This window comes from Micromonospora aridisoli, assembly GCF_056150025.1.
The window spans coordinates 731,636-747,604 of the sequence record NZ_JAXCFK010000001.1; the positions used below are offsets into that span (position 1 = coordinate 731,636).

Sequence of the window (15,969 nt, forward strand, 5' to 3'; positions counted from 1 at the left end):
GGCGACAACAGCCGCACGGCACCGGGGAGTGCGGGTTCATCGGCCTTGCCGCTTCCGCCACGCGGCGAGCCGTTCGCGCGCCAGTGCCGCGTACGTCGGGTTCAGCTCAATGCCGATCCAGCGGCGTCCGTGTTTCTCGGCCGCCATGGCGACAGTGCCGGATCCCATGAACGGGTCGAGCGCCACGCCCGGCTGGGTGCTGGTGTTGCACTGGCAGCCTGGCCGGAGTGCGCCGAGTGTCGGTGTCGGTTGCTGGCGGTCGACGTCGGCCCGCGTCCACGGCGTGCGGCATGCTGCGCAGACCTTCTCGGGACAGGTGGCCAGTAGCGGCCGTTCGACAAGCGCCAGCGGGAAGGTGGCGAAGTGCGCGCCCCGGTAGCCAGCGGTGGGTAGGGCGAAGACGTCTCCAGGGTTCTTGCCGAGCGGGTGCCCGGCGCGTCCTTCGGCCTTGAGCCGGTTGAGGCCCTGGTCGTCGTCGAATCCGATGTCCGGTGGGATCGCGTCATCCGGCAGGTAGCGGTAGGCCGTAGCGTTCCGGCGCTTCTTCGCCTTGGTGACGAGCGGCTGGCGGATCGCGTCAAGATCGAAGAAGTAGCGCCGCGAACGCACCAGCAGGAACATCACCTCGTAGGTGCAGCTCAGCCGGTCGCCCACACTGGACGGCATCGGGTTGGTCTTGGCCCAGACGACCTGGTTGCGGATGAGCCAACCGTCATCGAGCAGCGCCAGGGCGAGCCGCTGCGGGCCGAGCAGCAGACTCTTCTTGGGTGCGCCCTGACGGTGGTGGATCGAGTACGAGTCGGCAACGTTCAGCCAGAGTGATCCGCCGGGCTTGAGCGCCCGGGCGATCTCGCGGCAGACGTTGACCAGGCTGTGGACCCAGCCGTTGATGTTGGGTTCAAGGCCGAGTTGCCCGTGGTGGCCGTAATCGCGCAAGTTCCAGTAGGGCGGGCTGGTGATGCAGGTATCGATGCTCGCATCTGGCAGCTCGGCCAGCCGGTGGCGCGCGTCCCCGATAACGATCTGCCCGTGGGGAAGCCGGGAGTATTCCGGCCCGCTCATGCACTGCGGCCTCCCAGGGCCGTAGCGGTCAGCACCGTCACAACGTCTTCCAGGAACGACGTGTGGAACAGGTGCTGGGTGTCAGCGGGTAGTTGGCTGAGTGCCCTGGTGATGCGCTCCGCGCTGCGTGCGCCGTTGGCCAGCCACAGCACCCGGGGGAACACCGCGTGCGCGACTTGCTCGATACCGCTTTGCCAGTAGGCGGCGTAGGTGCGGCATTTGCGGCTGAGCGTCGGCACGCTTTCGGTGCCGCGGTCGACCTCCAGGAAGGCGCTGGACTCGACCTCACCGATGCCGAGGCGTACGAAGCCGTCGGGCTTCAGGATGGCTGTCTGTCCGCCGGGGCTTGGGAAGTGCCGCCAGGCTGCGGGTTCGGCCTGGAAGTCAAGGATCTCCAGCTTGCCGGTGCGTTCCGCTTCGACCAGCCGGACGTACACTTCGCTGCCGTCGAGGACGTGCCCAATGAAGCTGGGGCTGGTTTCCCACACCCGTCGGCGGCGTCCGCCCATGGGCCCGCCGATGGCAAGCACCGCTTGGCCGTGGCCGCTGAGTCCGTAGACGTATCCGGCGCTGCCTGCGCGTACACCGCCGACCCTACGGGCGAGCCGGACGACCAGCTTGAGTTCGGTCAGGCGTTGCAGCAGCGCCCGTGCCCGCCGCGCTCTTGTCCCAGCCGATCCTTCCGCAACGTGCAGCCGCTGCACCTGATCGCCTCTCAGTAGGCGCAGCATGGCCAGCGATTGCAGGACGGCCAGATCGCGGTCACTGAGCCTCTTCCTGAGCAGGTCTGCCCGTGGGCTCCGGGGTCGAGCCGGTATCGGCTCGACAGTCGTTGGCGCGGCAACGTCGTTTGCGCATGTCAGCGGCGTGACCGGCTCGACGCGGGAGGCAGGGCGACCGGCAGGGGTAGAGGAATCGATGTGCGGGCTCATGGGGCCTCCCTCCGCTTGAAGCCGACCGGGGCGTCGGTCGTGGCCGAGTTGCTCTGCCACCGCTGGGTCAGAGATTGATCGAGTTCTTCGCCGTCCACGCCGTAGCGATAGGCGCTGGTCTGGCGAAGCTTGGCCGGGTTGCTGGTCCAGGGCGGCAACGGCCGGGTGCGGATCGAGAAGGGCCGAGTCGGCTGCCCGTCGAGGTGCAGTTGCACACACGCCTGGTAGGCCCGCAGGCTGAGCAGATCGTCGGCTGTGACGTCGCCGCCGAGGGCCGCTGCCAGCGCTTTAGCGTCGCCGGGCGAGGGACGGAACACGATCCGGGAGCGGGCGTTGGCCAGCACTCCGGCTTGTTGGGCGGAACTGAGCTGGTCAAGGTGTTGGTGGGCAAGTGTCCAGGCCACCCCGAGGCCTCGGGATTGAGCCAGGGCGTCTCCGAAGTCAACGCCGCCCGGAAGGCGCAGGAAATCCTGGAACTCGTCCACGATGACCGACACGGCTTCCCGCTTCTCTGGCGGCAGTGCAGCCCGCCGCTGGATCGCTGCCCAGGCCTGGCTGAGCACCAGCGCCCCGAGCATGTTCGCGGCCGGTGTGCCGAGCAGCCCACGGTTGAGATTCACCAGGACGACCGTGCCGGGCGTGGTGAACAGCTCGTCCATGCCGAACTTCGGCGTGGACTGGCCGAGCATCCGGCGCAGGTGCGACCGGCTGAGGATCGGGCGGAGCTTGTTCATGAGCGGGGCGACGTACCGGCCGCGTTCCGGCTCGGACAAGGCGTCGAAGCCTGCCCACCACGGCGACAGCACCAGCGGATCACCGACCTTGGCGAGCGCCTGGCGGCGGTACGCCGGATTAGCCAGCAGGGCAGGCACGTCGCACAAGGTGCTGTCCGGCAGCCGCGCGGCCGTGATGAGCGCGTGTAACAGCACATCCGTACTGCGTGGACCGAGGTTGCCGCCGTGCAGCTCGGTCAGCAGGTGCACCACTTCGTCGGCACGGCGTTCGGCGTCTTCTCGCTTGCCAGTGAGAACGTTGACGCCGACGGCACGGCCATGGTCGCCGGTCGCTGGGTCGATCACCACTACCCGGTCGCGCCGGTCGCTCGGTATTCGCGCAAGCACGTCGCTGATCAGATCGCCGCGCGGCTCGACCACCAGCACCGAGCGGCCCGCCGCGATGTCGGCCAGGACCATCGAGGCCAGCAGTGTCGATTTACCTGAGCCGGTCGGACCCACGACCTGGACGTGGTGTAGGGCAGTGCCAACCGGCATGGTTACCAGCTGACCCCGCTGGGCGGCGTGCAGACTCTCGCCGAGAATCCGGCGGTCGTCGCCTGCTTCTTCGCCTTCGTCAACGAGAAGTTTGTGCGGGGCCTCGTTGATGTGGCCACCGACCAGCGGCAGATTCTCGCCCGGCGTCTCCTTGAGCGGCCAGCCGATCACCGCCGCAAGCTCGGCAGCGGAGAGAAGGCAGCCCCAGGTCAGCGGTGTACGGTCAGCGGCAACGACCCGGCGGGCATACCGGGCGCTGGCCCGGCTCCTCCGGAGTCGGGCGTGGGCCGTGTCGGCCAGGGCAAGCGCATCGCCCAAGCTCCGCACAATGGTCGCCGCTCGGGTTGGCGTCGAAGCGTCCGCCGCGATGCGGCCCCGGCACCCGAACAGGGGTTCCGTGACCTTCTCCCGCCACAGCCTGAGTGCGGTGGCATCCGGCGTGTGGGGCGCATGCAGCCCAAGGACTTCGCCGACATCGAGCCGGGCTGGCGGACAGGGCTGGGTGCGGCAGGGCCCGATAAGCCACTGCACGACTGCGGTCTCCGACGTGGCCAGCCCGCCAAGAACGGCAAGTAGCCCCGAGGCAACTGCTCCGGCGGTCTCCAACCGTAGCGGCATGGCCAAGCCGTGCATCCGCACCTCGGCGGCCGTGGATAGCTTTGGGCGTTCTGCCTCTTGTTCCGGTCGTATTCCCAGCCGGGGCAGATGCGCGGCCATCTGCTGCGACAGGCTGCGCGCAACCCGGAAGTCCAGCCCCAGGCGCCACGACACTCGCCCACCGATGCTCCAGACTTCGAGCACCGCCAGCGGCACCGCACCAGTCACGCCAAAGCGCGGCCGGGCGGCCAGCGGACGTAGCGCTGCCGTCACGTCGGCCAACTCCATGTCACGCGGCAAGCTCAACGAGTACCAGCTCAGGCGACTCATGCTGCGACCTCCGTGCTGGACTCCGGCTTGCTGTGCTTCTCGTCCGGCGATTGCTTGGCAAGGCGCAACCGCGCCAACTCGATACAGGCCCGCGCCAGCTTCCTGATCTCGGGATGCCTCCTCTCCTCGTAGCCGGTCACCGAGACCGGCTTGTTGTTGATCTGACTCACTTCTCGTCCTCCTTCCGATTAGGGAGGCGGACCGAAGTAGCAACGGCCATGTGGGCGTCTCGAACAAGACCTGCGCATTGATTCGCGCAGCCAAAGTTTGCTTAAATACCCAAAGGCCGTTCTACTCCGGCTCACTTGCTGCGGGGCAGTCATCATGTCGTCCGATTGACCCGATACTGCCCGGCAGCCCAGTTCCCGCCCGCCCTCACTTATGAGGGAATGACTAGATTTGGTCAATATAGTTAAGTAATTTCCACAATCCCGACCGGCACCCTCTGACCACAAGAGCGGTGCCAACATTTGTAGCCGGATGACGGCCGCACCCAAGCCGGAGCCACGCGGGCCCGATGGTTCGGGCACGGCCGTCATCTACCTACTTCTCCTGCTGCGGCTTACGGCGCTTCTCGCGCCACTCCTGCCGCAACTCGCGCTTCAGTTCGTGGAGCTCTTCCTCTCGCAGCTGCCGCGCAATATCCTCGCGCTTACCGATGATTTCTTTCCGGCCCTTTCTGGGCATAGAGGCACTGTGACTCCCTTCCTTGAATGAGATACCGAATCGCGAAGCCGCCGACGCAGCTTGCTTTGCCTGCCGCCTACCGCCGCCGTGAAAACGTCAGCCAGTAGATGAGCGACAGGACGAGAATGACTGCCAGAAACCCGACGAGCGGGCGAAGCAACTCCCAAACCACCCGCGCCGCCAGGGCCGCGCCCAGCAGAATGAACGTCGACCCGAGCACCTTTGACCGCCAGGTGCCGCCCGCCTCCCGGCTCAACGCCAGTCGCCGTCGATAATGTCGGTAGGAACACTGGCCCGGCCGACAGTCGCGCGGCCTACAGGCCCTCTCCGCGCCCTGGCGGCACGGGTCATCTCCTCGCGCATCTGCGCCTGAGCGTCGAAGTACGCCGCACCCATCCGGTTCGCGCGTGTCAGCGCCTCGATCTGTCGCTCAAGCGCCCGCTCCCGATCGGTCGGCTCGTCGGCCATGATCCAGTACAGCAGCGCACCGAACCCGATAAAACCAGCCATGCCCACGATGGCGACAAGGAACTCCACCACGTCCCTCACTCGTAGCTCATCTCCTGCAGCTCGTTGACGACCAGGGCCGTAAAGCTGTCCGCGATGGCCTTGAACCGGTACGCGCGCTCCGGGTACATCTCGGCCGCCCGCAACTCCTGCTGCGTCAAGGACTCGGCATACCGCATGCCGACATGGGCCACGTAGGCCCCGGCCTCCACCTCGGCAGCGTGCACAACCGCGCTACCAGCAACCTGCTCGACAGCCCTACCGACTGCCCGTGTCGTAGCCGACGACGTACGCCGCCTGGCAACAGCCGAGGACACGTCTCGGCGGATGGTGTTGGACATGTGGCTCCTTTCGCTCGCATTCTCAGTGGGTTGCAAACGAAGTTAGGACTTGGAGCATCAGGAACCAAGAGAAGTGGTCTTCTGGCCGAGAACTGTCCAAACGAACAGCAAATAGTGGATCTTGGACAGGCTTTGGACAGCGTTTGGACAGGCTAAACATGACGAGCCCACCCCGAGCGGGGTGGGCGGGCGTCAAGATCCAGATTGTTGAGTGATCGGCGTGCAGGCCGCCTGAGCGGACGAGTGTCTTGAGACGTAATAGTTCCAGACGAGGGGGTTGAGCGGGTCGGGCACGCCTTCTTTGAAGGAAAGCCTCAGGTCGTCTCGCTTGAGCGCTTCGGCTACCTTGGGGCTCTCGCGCAGGTAGAAGACCGTTTGAACCCAGAAGGTGAAATCACCTCCAGTCATCTCTATCGCGTTACCGACTGCTACCCAAAAGTCCAGCATCTCGTCGAAGCTCTCGGTTGCGTAGTTCTTCTCGTGAACGAATTGAATAAACTCGTCTGCGAGTGAGCTTAGGTGCTGCACTGCAAGTCCTCTCAGTAAGTTGATCTTGCAGTGGGTAATTATGAATGAAAAGTATAAAAAGTCAATATGGGACAAATCTTGCTAGGGTGACTGCTGGTAATCAGGTAATCTCTGACCGGATTCAGCGGGAGGGTGGCTGCGGTGACTCTTGCAGAAGCTCGGCGAGAGCAGATCAGGAACTTGATAAGTCTGATCGGAGAGGACCTGTCGCCAGCACTGGTTGAGCGGCTATGTCCAGCACTCATCGATGTTGTACGAAAAGAGCTCGGTCATGCCGGGACCCTGCCGGACACGGCTCCGCCCGAGATAATTTATTGCGTGTTGCAGGATGTCGGCCGCATCGCCAGAGAGAAAGTCTTCAGAGCGCTCACAGCCGGCTCGTCCGCCCCTGAGAAGCTGATGCGAACAGCAGCATTTGCTGAGCTGCTTATCCCGAGTAATGATGAGGTAATTTCGCGGCTTGCTAAGGTCAGGGCACGCGGATTAGTGGCCGAAGAGGCTGCTGCTACCAGCAGGCGAGCCGAGGCGCGGAAACTCCGGGCAAGCTTGTGGCTGCCGGAGGTCGCCTCACGACGCACCGTCAGCCGACAATCTCAAGAATTCGGCCAGAATAAGCCGGAGCCCCCTCTCACCAGAGCGATGCTCGATGCGATTCATGACTTCCTCGAGTCTGAAGAAAATACCGCCGCTTTGAGCAGGCGTTTTGGCCTGCTGGAAACGCGTAGTGCCTCCCCAACTGAGGGGTCGCGTGGAGACGGGGTTTCTGCAACCGCTCCTTTCGCCGTCGACCCTTCCGTAGCCAGAAGGTACTTGGGCGAGAGGGCTGCTGGTAGGGAATATCTATTTTCGGCTCAGGTGCAGATCTTTAGTTGGGCGCGCTCGGTGAGGGCGTGGTTCGGTCGAATGAGTGGCCGGCAAATCTTTCGACTGTCCATGTTCCTAGTAATCGTTTGCCTAAATATTCTAATCTTCGCTGTTGCTGCGTCTATTCCGCCGGCCTCCGAGGAGATGGACCAGCTGGTCTTTAAGTTTGCGCCATTCATAAGTTTGGCGCTGGGTTTTGCACTTATTGCGGTTATGATCCCGGCTTTTGTAAACTGGAGCGTTAAGAAGCAGATTAGGCCCAGCAAGGCGTTCTTGTTCGCGATCCAGGCGCTCAATGTGGTCGCACTCGTCCTCGTGGCGACATATGCGGTTCAGCTCGACAGGCTCGATACACAAGTTCACAAGATCTTCTTCATGCCGGATGGGGAGCGGCGAACTCACGGGGCGGCATGGATAGATGGCCAGTACAGGCGAAACGTTTTGAGGCAGGCGGAATCATGGTCGCTCGTCGCTGAAGGATTCGACAAGGCGTATTGCATGCGTCCCGCCTCGATTGCTGTGACGGAAAATGGGAGATGTGAAATCGGAGGCAGTTCGTTAGAGCTCGTCGCGAACTCCGTGCGGGGAGTCGCGTTGCGCGAATACGGGGGCTTTAGGGTTGGATCTGGGGAGTTTTACATTGAGGCGGTTTTTGGCAGTAGGGATCTCGATGCGCTCACGGCTTGTGGCATGCGAGTTTCTACCTCGAAAGAAGATCTATTCATCCACCTAAAAAATGAGCACACTAAGGTCCTTCATCGCGTGGAGCCATTGTTCGGAATAGATTGGCTTGGTGGCGAGGAGAGAGAGTACGATACTGTCGTCTACAAGCCTGAATTGCTCGAGGTTGCGGGCCTGAACGAGCCGAGCCGAGCAATTGAACTAGTGGCTACCGGTATTGAGGGTGGAGTTCGACCGGATATTAATTACTCGCCACTCCTTCGCCTGGATTCGAATTGGAACTACTCCGACTCAACCAAACTTTCAGCTTTGGGGACTGCGGACAAGATTATCTACTTTGTCAATGATCGGGAAGCTATGCGCAGTGACCGCCCCGAAGGAGAGATCTCCTTGGGAGTTGGTGCGGTCACCGGCGGGCCGAACCGAGGTGGTGCCGCAACGTGCACCTTTCTGTCGCTCAAGGCCAGGGCGTCTTACGACTAGCTCGTTAAGACCTAAACGGATTCCGACTGTCGAACTAGGGAATCCGGCTCAGCCCTTTCCGCTGCACAAATATCTCCCGACGCTCCTTGGCCTGACCCTTGCCATCGAGCACGTATCCGGTCAGCCACAGCCATCCCCAGTAGGTCGGCTTTGGGCAGACCTTGATAACCCTGAACCGGAACCCTCGTTTGCCTGCAAACTGGACGCTGGCGGCCCCGCCAATCTCCAGCACATCGCCTGGCTTGGGTGTCGGCAGCTCCAGCGAGGCGGGCAGGTGCTCGTGTCGTTTGCTCTGCCTACCGCTCGCGGTCATCGTGCCGATGAGCTGGCGTACCTGCCGTGCTGGTGGCGGTATCCCGCTGTCCATGGGCGTCGGCCGGCGCCTTTCGCAGAGTGGATGCGCCGCACTCCGGACACCACCGCTCTTTGATCTTGAAGCTGAACAGTCCTGCCAGGAATCCCAGTAGTACGGCGCTGATCAGAGCACCAAGCGTCATCACGGGTCACCCTTCGCCTGCTTGAGGGTGGCTGCCGGACGGACACCGTTGCCGCGGGCCGTCCGGCAGCCTCAAGGGAACCTCGTCACCGAACGGACAGACGTTGATTCGTCATGGCCAGGCGAGTGGTCGGCCGTTCGTCCGTTACCAGTGGGCTTCCGGCTTGGGTGCCGTCGCCGGAATCCACTGCAACGACCGCCTTTCGTACCTGGCGTCCGTCTTACCGAAGTTCCGAGATGACGGTATGAGCGGGCCGTCAACGGCGTCCACAATGTTGCGAAGTGTTGCGACCCTATTGGCCAATTTGGTCGATCGTGCGGCCGATCAGCGCCCGCGCCTCGGGTCCGTACACGGCTGACACCTGGAGCCGGTCGAACATCCGCGCGTACAGCTCGATCTCGTGCGGTCGGGTGACCTCGATGCTCGCCGTGGGCGTCTCCAAGGCGACGAGCAGGTTGTCGAAGATCCAGAAGCCAGTGGACGCGACTGCTGGGCGTTCGGTCATCAGGGGGACGATGCCCACCGAGACATTCGGCAGGGACATCACCGCCAGCAGCCGGTCCAGCTGCCCGGCCTGGGTGGCGGCGTCCCCGAACCAGGTGCGCAGCGCCTGCTCCTCCAGCACCACCACGAACCGTTTGCCCCGCTGGTAGAGCACCCGCTGACGCTCCATCCGCACCGCAACGGCCTCGTCCAGGTCGTTGGGTGTCTCCAGAAAGTCGATCCAGAACGACAGCATCGCCGCCGTGTAATCGGCGGTCTGGAACAGCCCGGGGATGGCGTTGTGCTCGTAGATCCGGAACACCGATGTCTGCTCGTACAGGGCCAGGGTGTGCGCGCCGAGCACCCGCTTCATGCCTGCCCGGCTCTGGCGCCGGAACTCCAGGTATGCCGACTCCACCGCCCGCAGCGTGGCGGTCAGATCGGGAATCTGGTCTTCGGCGTTGCACACCCGGCACCAGGCCCGGATGTCCTTGTCGGTGGGGGGCTGCACGCCATGCTCGATCTTGCTGACCCGAGTGAAGTGCTGGCCGGTCAAGGCCGCCAGCGCCCGCCCCGTGAGCCCTGCTTCCTTGCGCAGCTCACGGAGACGGACGCCGAGTGCTTCTTGGCCCTGGCGGGCAGCGCTAGACGGGTTGGTAGTCACGGTGCGGGATAGCCAACTGCCATACGGCCTCGAACGCCGACCGGCACAACTGCAGGTCGGCGGGGTCGGTGGACGCCACCCGGTCCACGGCCAGGCCGTTGCCTGCGTAGATCAGGAAGACCGCCAGGCGGTCGTCGAACAGGTAGTAGTCGTTGCCCGGCAGCGCCAGCGACGACACCAGCCGACGCGGCACCCAGCGAATGTCCTCGCCAGCGTCCACCATGGGCTGCGCGATGCTGTGCGACCAGCGTTGATAGTCGCTCAGCGGCTCAGAGACGATCCGCGCCCGGCGCACCGACCGGCCTGCCTTGACGTGCTCGCGCAGACTCTCGCACCAGCCCTCCAGCCACGCCAGGTCATCCGGCCCGCCGGCGGCCCACTTGGCCATGTGCGGCAACTCGACCGCGGTGCCGTAGGCGTCGCGTGTCTCCAGGTGGATGGCATCGCGCTCGAAGCTCACGAGCAGCCGCTCGAACTCAGCCTCACTGATCGAGGTCACGATCCCCCTGCCTGAAGAACTGGAGCATCCGGTCCGGGATCTCCACGCAGGACTCACCCTCCGGAATGCTCATCTGTGCCAACACCGCCGGGTCCGACACCTCCCAACCCTGCACCACCCAGCTCTCCCGGTCGGTGCGGTACACCGTGGGCGAGCCGGTCGGGTTCGACTCCGGATCCTTACCGATCAACGTTAGGCGCATGGTCCACTCCCTGTCCTGCTGGTTGCGGGATGTTGCGACGTGGCCATCCTGATGGTGGGCATGGACAACGTCAAGGAGTAGGCAGCGGACTGCGGGTAGTGAAGATTCGGTGGCCGGGATTTCCGGGTACCGCCTGCGTGACGCCAGGACCTCTCGTTGATCCAATGCACGCCTGTCGTGAGAAACGTACGCCACGCCGAACCAGCGAGTAACTTGCCTCGACATCCCGGGCTGATTACCGTCGCGCCTCACCCCTGGAGCAAGGGTTAATGCGGCTTATCGATCTTGACTAGCACTCGCAGGCAGTTCAATATCAACTTATAAAGATCAAATAAACGAACACCGCCCTCATCGGGCCGTGCGGAGCACTCATTGCTGCCCGTGTGGCCCGTCGGCTGTGGTTCAGTGCTGCAACGCCATCCCAGAGGAGACTCATCTAGACCATGTACTTGTCAGAGATTGTGATCGAGAACTTCAGGCAGTTCGGCAAGACTGATCCCGCGTTCACACTGCGCTTCAAGCCTGGCGTCACTGCTATCGTTGGCGAAAACGACTCTGGCAAGACGGCGGTCATAGACGCGATCCGCTACGCCCTCCTTACACGCGATACAGACCATGTGCGGGTTCAGCCTGACGACTTCCATATTGATGCCAGCGGAGCGCCAGCATCAGAAATCGTCATCCGCTGTAGACTCTCCGGCCTCTCAGACGACGACAAGGGTGCTTTCGCCGAGCATCTCACGTACGAAGCGGGCGAAGTGTCACTGTACGTCTACTGGCGTGCACGGAATCTCACCATATCCGATTCCAGTCGTCGTATTGCTGATGTGTCTATCCGCAGTGGCATGGACGGCGCAGGGCCGAATATCGAGCTTCAAGCCCGGCAGTTGCTAGCGGCGGCCTATCTGAAGCCGCTCAGAGATGCCGAGCGAGAGATGGCGCCGGGAAATAGATCGAGATTGTCTCAGGTATTACTGAGATTTCCCGGGATTGACTCCGGCCAGAGCTTCGAGCCAGGTAACGTCATCGACTCCGAGGTGGCATCCGCCTTAAGTCTTTCGGGAATGGCGGAGTACTTTCGGCATCTTGTCAATGGGCACCAAGGGGTGCAAGGGGCACAGTTGGCTATCAACGAGCGCTACCTTTCCCAACTTGCTCTGGGAGGTGAAAACCTGCATGGGCGCGTGACCTATATCGACGGCGGCTCCGACAAAGCACGGCTGCGCCAGATTCTCGAACGACTGCAGCTCAACCTCTTGGCGGGCCCAGATGGTGACTCAAAAGGAAGGTACGGGCTGGGATCTAACAATTTGCTTTACATGGCGTGCGAGCTTCTCCTGCTTGGTACCGAGAGCGAAGGATTGCCTCTGCTATTGATCGAGGAGCCTGAGGCGCACCTGCAGCCGCAGCGTCAACTTCGTCTCATGGAGTTTTTGGAGACAGCGGCGAAAGCAAGCATCCCGGGCTCCCGCAGCGTACAGGTCTTGCTTACAACACACAGTCCCAATCTTGCCTCCAAAATACCGCTGAACAACCTTATCCTTCTGCAGGGTCAAAAAGCCTTCGCGATGGCAGAGGGACAGACAATGCTCGAAAAAGGCGACTACAGGTTTCTTGAGCGGTTTCTCGACTCAACCAAGTCCAACCTTTTCTTTGCTCGCGGACTGATTGTTGTAGAAGGTGATGCGGAAGCGATCGTCATACCAGCGCTCGCACGAATGCTCGGCTGTGATCTGACTACGCACGGGGTCTCTATATTGAACGTCGGCGGCACCGGGTTGCGGCGCTATGCACGAATCTTCCAGCGCAAGGATCCTTCAGAAGTCCAACCCTCCGTTCCGGTCGCATGCCTAGCCGATATGGACGTAATGCCAGACTGCGCTCCTGTAGTACTCGGGTTGGTACAAGGAGATTCCGATCCACAGTGGGCGAATTCACGCCGGAGGTGGCGGGCGAGGCGGGATCTTGCAACCAAGAACGTTTCGTCTGATCAGGGGCTTGACCTGCGTCGAGCGAAGCTCCGCGATGGCGATGCTGGACCGGTGAAGACATTCGTTTCGGATAATTGGACGTTCGAGTACGATCTCGCATATGCAGGACTCGCCAAAGAGGTCTACATAGCTGCATTACTCGCCAAGAATGACGAACCGCTCAATGAGGATCGGAAGAGCCGCGAAGATGTGATTGCTAGTGCTGAGGGTGAATACAAACTCCTCAGTGAGCGCCACTCGGAAGATCGAGAGCTTCTGTGCACCCACATCTATCGACTGTTCAAGATTGACCAAGTCTCGAAGGCTGTCACAGCACAATATCTTGTGGAAGTCATCGAGAGCGAGGCTGAGCGCGACTTGGGGTACAAGGATGCACTGAAGACGAGGTTACCTCATTACATTACTGATGCTATTGCTTACGCATCCCGCAAGAGCGGCACTTCTTCCAGCGAGGTAGCGAATGCCTGAGCATCTTCCGATCACGGGTTCGGTGGGCGATAGCGATATTGCTTGGGTGGTCAGCTTGCTTGGCCTCGATCGCCTCGACGAGCCGCGACGTACATTCCTCCAGCGGCTCGATACGCTCGATGTGGCTGCATGCCCAGGAAGCGGCAAGACGACACTCGTGGTCGCTAAACTGGCGATTCTCGCTAAGAAGTGGTCAAGCCAGACGCGTGGAGTCTGCGTCCTGTCGCACACCAATGTTGCTCGCGAAGAAATTCAGCGGCGGCTTGCCGATGCTGCCGTCGGGCACGATCTTCTCAGCTACCCTCACTACGTCGATACAATCCATGGCTTTGTAAACCGCTTTTTGGCGGCGCCTTGGCTAGCCTCCAATGGATACAAGGTCACAGCGGTCGATAACGACATAACCACCTCAGTCCGAAAGAAAAACCTTGGGCCAAATTTCTTCAAGGTGAATGCGTACCTTGAGCGAAAGCACCATAGCTTTGACTTGCTGCGGATCGGTTCGAGCGACCTGGCAAACCCCCTAGCTGACACAAGCTTTCCTGCTGGCCCGTCAGCACCCACACACCAGCTGACGGCGGCCGCTATGCGGCTGACGGCCGAGCAGGGTTACTTCTGTCATGATGAGATGTTCACCTTTGCAGAAGCCTTGCTCCGTGATCATCCAGAGATCTCTGTTATCCTCTCGCGTCGATTTCCGTTCGTACTGATCGATGAGATGCAGGACACTTCGCTCCAGCAGCATCAGCTTCTCGACTCTCTCTTTGGCGCCGATCCTCTGAGGGTCACCGTTCAGCGAGTGGGCGACAGTAATCAGGCAATCTTCGAGAACGATGGGGAATCTGGCGCAGGCATCTTCCCAGACCGTCAATCGACCACCCTTACGCTGCCGAATAGCTTCCGGTTTGACGACTCAATCGCCACCTTGGCATCAAATCTGGCCCTTGTGCCTGTCAAGCCGAACGGCTTGCAGGGCGTGAAGCGAGCTCCTGTACCTCAGTCTGGTCCAGAACATACGGTATTTGTTTTTCCGAAGGACAAAACTAATCTGGTCTTGCCTGCTTACGCCACTCATGTAGTAAATTGCCTCGACGAGGAGACGCTAGCGTCTGGAGCGGTAACGGCGGTTGGCCACATCCACATGGAGAAGGAGGACGTTGGGCCAGGACACAACCAGTATCCAGCGACCGTTCCACACTACTGGGATAACTATCGAGCGACCGCCTCCCGGCGCGCGGCTCCGCCAGCCTATCTGGCTCAGTGCATCCACAAAGCAAGAATGATGATACTGAGTGATATGCCAGTATGCGAAGCAGTCAATACCGCTGCAGCCGGCTTCATTCGCTTTCTCAACCACGCAGGTTCATCGCCTGCAGTTGTGGCAGGTTCACGTCCTCATCGTTCGCTCGAACGCGTGCTTGAGTCTCATCCTGACGCGCGCCAACTTTACCGCAATATGTTGGTCAGCTTCGTTGTTGGCGACAAGGCGTTAACTGAGCAGGTATGGAAGAACATGTTGCCAGACCTCATGAATTTTGGGCGGCTGGTTGCTGGAGGCGCGTTGACGGCAGAGATGTCCACTTACGCTGAATGGCGTGAGCCGTTAGCCGGACCTGTCGACTCATCGAGACAGCAGCCTCGTCTGAACATCTATCAGTTCGAGGCTCATGGCCGAACCGTGGACGTTCATTTGAACTCTATACACGCTGTGAAGGGCCAGACCCACGTTGCCACGCTTGTGCTTGAGACATTCAACTATGGCCACGTTCTTAAGGCCCTCATGCCTTGGATTATGGGTGATTGCTCGGGGGGCGGTGCAAATATAGGTGTCCGCGGCAGCAAGCGTCTACGTCTTGCCTATGTTGCGATGACCCGCCCCAGTCATCTGTTGTGTCTTGCTTTGCCGGACTCGTCCCTGGGCAACAGCAGTGAGCGGGCTGCTGCTAAGGACAAGCTGGTGTCTCGAGGTTGGAAAGTCGTTGAATTGGAGTAGGAGACTTTCACTTTGGCCTGGCACCGATTCTTTCGGACCGACTGTTGATCTCCAGCGTAATGATTTACACCTCCGCCCAAGGTGGCGGGCGATGGTCCTCGGGCTCGTTTCGGTAGGTTCGTCGGGTCGGATAAACCACGGTTCCGACAACTCCATCTCGCTTTTCCGCGATGCGCCACGCTGCATTCTTTCCCGGTATAGGTTCGACGGGGCGCCCCGACAGTTCTATATAGATGTGATCAACGATTCCGTGCTCTTGGAAGTCGAACACCGTTACCGTAAAGAAGCAGCGACCTTTGCGGTCCGGGCCATGGGGATTGGTATAGGCATCAGCCCAGTCAATTACAGGATGCCCACTTCCCCACTCAAAGAGGGCGATCTCGCCGGGGCGGAGCAGGTACTCTTTGTGCTCCGGTGTTCCAACAACAGGCGGGACGGGTAACTCGCGATCTCCAATGAGCGGGCTTGTTCCCGCGATAAATTCGGCTTCGCCGTCAAGCCGAACCCGCGCAATCCCTCGACCCTCGTTAATGAGGACTCCGCGGGTCAGCAGCCACAGAAAATGGTTCTCATCCTGACTGAAGTAGAATTCCTGGCCAGGTTGATCGGACGACGAATGCTTCGAGCGTGGGTCGAGCAGACGGAGCTCGTTCGCATATGGCATGTGTGATCTCGTGCGGTCTACATTCGGCGGCCACGTAGGTGCCTCAAGCAACGCGACCACACGCGGTGCCAGCTCATCCGCTCGTGTCCGTGATGCTTCTACCACAGCGGCGCTCGCGGCGTTCACTGAGCGCTTTCCATCTGGGGTAGCGCGAGCGGGTCAGGCGTTGGGTGTCACTCGCGGGTGAGTCCCGGTGGCAGCGCGTCTTCGTCGGGTCGGACCCGG

17 protein-coding genes are annotated in these 15,969 nt (G+C 61.4%); 3 read left to right on the top strand and 14 right to left on the bottom strand.

Going from position 1 to position 15,969, the window contains the following annotated elements; translation table 11 throughout:
- Positions 1–36: 36 nt before the first annotated feature.
- The 9 genes from SM447_RS03345 to SM447_RS03385 form a co-directional block, all read right to left on the bottom strand.
- Positions 37–1,062, bottom strand: coding sequence for a DNA-methyltransferase (locus SM447_RS03345; protein WP_474571198.1), 1,026 nt, complete (start codon positions 1,060–1,062; stop codon positions 37–39).
- Positions 1,059–1,994, bottom strand: a complete 936-nt coding sequence (locus SM447_RS03350; protein WP_474571199.1) for a replication-relaxation family protein — start codon at positions 1,992–1,994, stop codon at positions 1,059–1,061. The genes SM447_RS03345 and SM447_RS03350 overlap by 4 nt, the downstream gene beginning before the upstream one ends.
- Positions 1,991–4,192 carry a type IV secretory system conjugative DNA transfer family protein gene (locus SM447_RS03355; RefSeq protein WP_474571200.1) on the bottom strand — a complete coding sequence of 734 codons (2,202 nt, stop codon included), beginning with the start codon at positions 4,190–4,192 and terminating at the stop codon, positions 1,991–1,993. Before SM447_RS03355 ends, SM447_RS03350 begins: the two co-directional genes overlap by 4 nt.
- A complete protein-coding gene (locus tag SM447_RS03360; protein WP_474571201.1) occupies positions 4,189–4,362 on the bottom strand; it encodes a hypothetical protein in 174 nt (57 codons plus the stop codon). Before SM447_RS03360 ends, SM447_RS03355 begins: the two co-directional genes overlap by 4 nt.
- Positions 4,363–4,735: 373 nt before the next feature.
- Positions 4,736–4,879 carry a hypothetical protein gene (locus SM447_RS03365; RefSeq protein WP_474571202.1) on the bottom strand — a complete coding sequence of 48 codons (144 nt, stop codon included), beginning with the start codon at positions 4,877–4,879 and terminating at the stop codon, positions 4,736–4,738.
- A gap of 76 nt (positions 4,880–4,955) precedes the next feature.
- Positions 4,956–5,135: a hypothetical protein gene (locus SM447_RS03370; RefSeq protein WP_474571203.1), complete on the bottom strand. Its 180-nt coding sequence runs from the start codon at positions 5,133–5,135 to the stop codon at positions 4,956–4,958.
- A complete protein-coding gene (locus SM447_RS03375) occupies positions 5,132–5,428 on the bottom strand; it encodes a hypothetical protein (RefSeq protein ID WP_474571204.1) in 297 nt (98 codons plus the stop codon). The genes SM447_RS03370 and SM447_RS03375 overlap by 4 nt, the downstream gene beginning before the upstream one ends.
- Complete coding sequence (locus SM447_RS03380; protein ID WP_474571205.1) at positions 5,425–5,547, bottom strand: hypothetical protein; 123 nt, start codon at positions 5,545–5,547, stop codon at positions 5,425–5,427. Before SM447_RS03380 ends, SM447_RS03375 begins: the two co-directional genes overlap by 4 nt.
- Before the next feature lie 372 nt (positions 5,548–5,919).
- Positions 5,920–6,255 (bottom strand): hypothetical protein, encoded by a 336-nt coding sequence (locus SM447_RS03385; protein WP_474571206.1) that lies wholly within the window; start codon positions 6,253–6,255, stop codon positions 5,920–5,922.
- A gap of 141 nt (positions 6,256–6,396) precedes the next feature.
- Between SM447_RS03385 and SM447_RS03390 the strand changes: the two genes are divergently transcribed.
- On the top strand, positions 6,397–8,283 hold the full coding sequence (locus tag SM447_RS03390; RefSeq protein WP_474571207.1) for a hypothetical protein: 1,887 nt from the start codon (positions 6,397–6,399) through the stop codon (positions 8,281–8,283).
- Between the two features lie 34 nt (positions 8,284–8,317).
- On the opposite strand, the gene SM447_RS03395 is transcribed toward SM447_RS03390, so the two are convergent.
- From SM447_RS03395 to SM447_RS03410, 4 genes are all read right to left on the bottom strand, one after another.
- Positions 8,318–8,650, bottom strand: a complete 333-nt coding sequence (locus tag SM447_RS03395; RefSeq protein ID WP_474571208.1) for a hypothetical protein — start codon at positions 8,648–8,650, stop codon at positions 8,318–8,320.
- 422 nt (positions 8,651–9,072) lie between these two features.
- Positions 9,073–9,927, bottom strand: coding sequence for a helix-turn-helix domain-containing protein (locus tag SM447_RS03400; RefSeq protein WP_474571209.1), 855 nt, complete (start codon positions 9,925–9,927; stop codon positions 9,073–9,075).
- Positions 9,908–10,426 carry a DUF6879 family protein gene (locus SM447_RS03405; protein WP_474571210.1) on the bottom strand — a complete coding sequence of 173 codons (519 nt, stop codon included), beginning with the start codon at positions 10,424–10,426 and terminating at the stop codon, positions 9,908–9,910. The genes SM447_RS03400 and SM447_RS03405 overlap by 20 nt, the downstream gene beginning before the upstream one ends.
- Positions 10,410–10,628 carry a hypothetical protein gene (locus SM447_RS03410; protein WP_355051786.1) on the bottom strand — a complete coding sequence of 73 codons (219 nt, stop codon included), beginning with the start codon at positions 10,626–10,628 and terminating at the stop codon, positions 10,410–10,412. The genes SM447_RS03405 and SM447_RS03410 overlap by 17 nt, the downstream gene beginning before the upstream one ends.
- Positions 10,629–11,071: 443 nt before the next feature.
- Here SM447_RS03410 and SM447_RS03415 point away from each other — a divergent pair, with 443 nt between their 5' ends.
- Positions 11,072–13,087, top strand: a complete 2,016-nt coding sequence (locus SM447_RS03415; protein ID WP_474571211.1) for an ATP-dependent nuclease — start codon at positions 11,072–11,074, stop codon at positions 13,085–13,087.
- Positions 13,080–15,080 (top strand): UvrD-helicase domain-containing protein, encoded by a 2,001-nt coding sequence (locus SM447_RS03420; RefSeq protein WP_474571212.1) that lies wholly within the window; start codon positions 13,080–13,082, stop codon positions 15,078–15,080. The genes SM447_RS03415 and SM447_RS03420 overlap by 8 nt, the downstream gene beginning before the upstream one ends.
- A 64-nt stretch (positions 15,081–15,144) precedes the next feature.
- Here the strand turns inward: SM447_RS03420 and SM447_RS03425 are convergent, their stop codons facing one another.
- Complete coding sequence (locus SM447_RS03425; RefSeq protein ID WP_474571213.1) at positions 15,145–15,744, bottom strand: hypothetical protein; 600 nt, start codon at positions 15,742–15,744, stop codon at positions 15,145–15,147.
- Positions 15,745–15,969: the final 225 nt, after the last annotated feature.

Excerpts from the sequence above, each read along its gene's own strand:
- SM447_RS03410 (WP_355051786.1), bottom strand. The coding sequence starts at position 10,628 with ATGCGCCTAACGTTGATCGGTAAGGATCCGGAGTCGAACCCGACCGGC.
- SM447_RS03420 (WP_474571212.1), top strand. The coding sequence starts at position 13,080 with ATGCCTGAGCATCTTCCGATCACGGGTTCGGTGGGCGATAGCGATATT.
- SM447_RS03350 (WP_474571199.1), bottom strand. The coding sequence starts at position 1,994 with ATGAGCCCGCACATCGATTCCTCTACCCCTGCCGGTCGCCCTGCCTCC.
- SM447_RS03365 (WP_474571202.1), bottom strand. The coding sequence starts at position 4,879 with ATGCCCAGAAAGGGCCGGAAAGAAATCATCGGTAAGCGCGAGGATATT.
- SM447_RS03355 (WP_474571200.1), bottom strand. The coding sequence starts at position 4,192 with ATGAGTCGCCTGAGCTGGTACTCGTTGAGCTTGCCGCGTGACATGGAG.
- SM447_RS03425 (WP_474571213.1), bottom strand. The coding sequence starts at position 15,744 with ATGCCATATGCGAACGAGCTCCGTCTGCTCGACCCACGCTCGAAGCAT.
- SM447_RS03395 (WP_474571208.1), bottom strand. The coding sequence starts at position 8,650 with ATGGACAGCGGGATACCGCCACCAGCACGGCAGGTACGCCAGCTCATC.
- SM447_RS03345 (WP_474571198.1), bottom strand. The coding sequence starts at position 1,062 with ATGAGCGGGCCGGAATACTCCCGGCTTCCCCACGGGCAGATCGTTATC.
- SM447_RS03415 (WP_474571211.1), top strand. The coding sequence starts at position 11,072 with ATGTACTTGTCAGAGATTGTGATCGAGAACTTCAGGCAGTTCGGCAAG.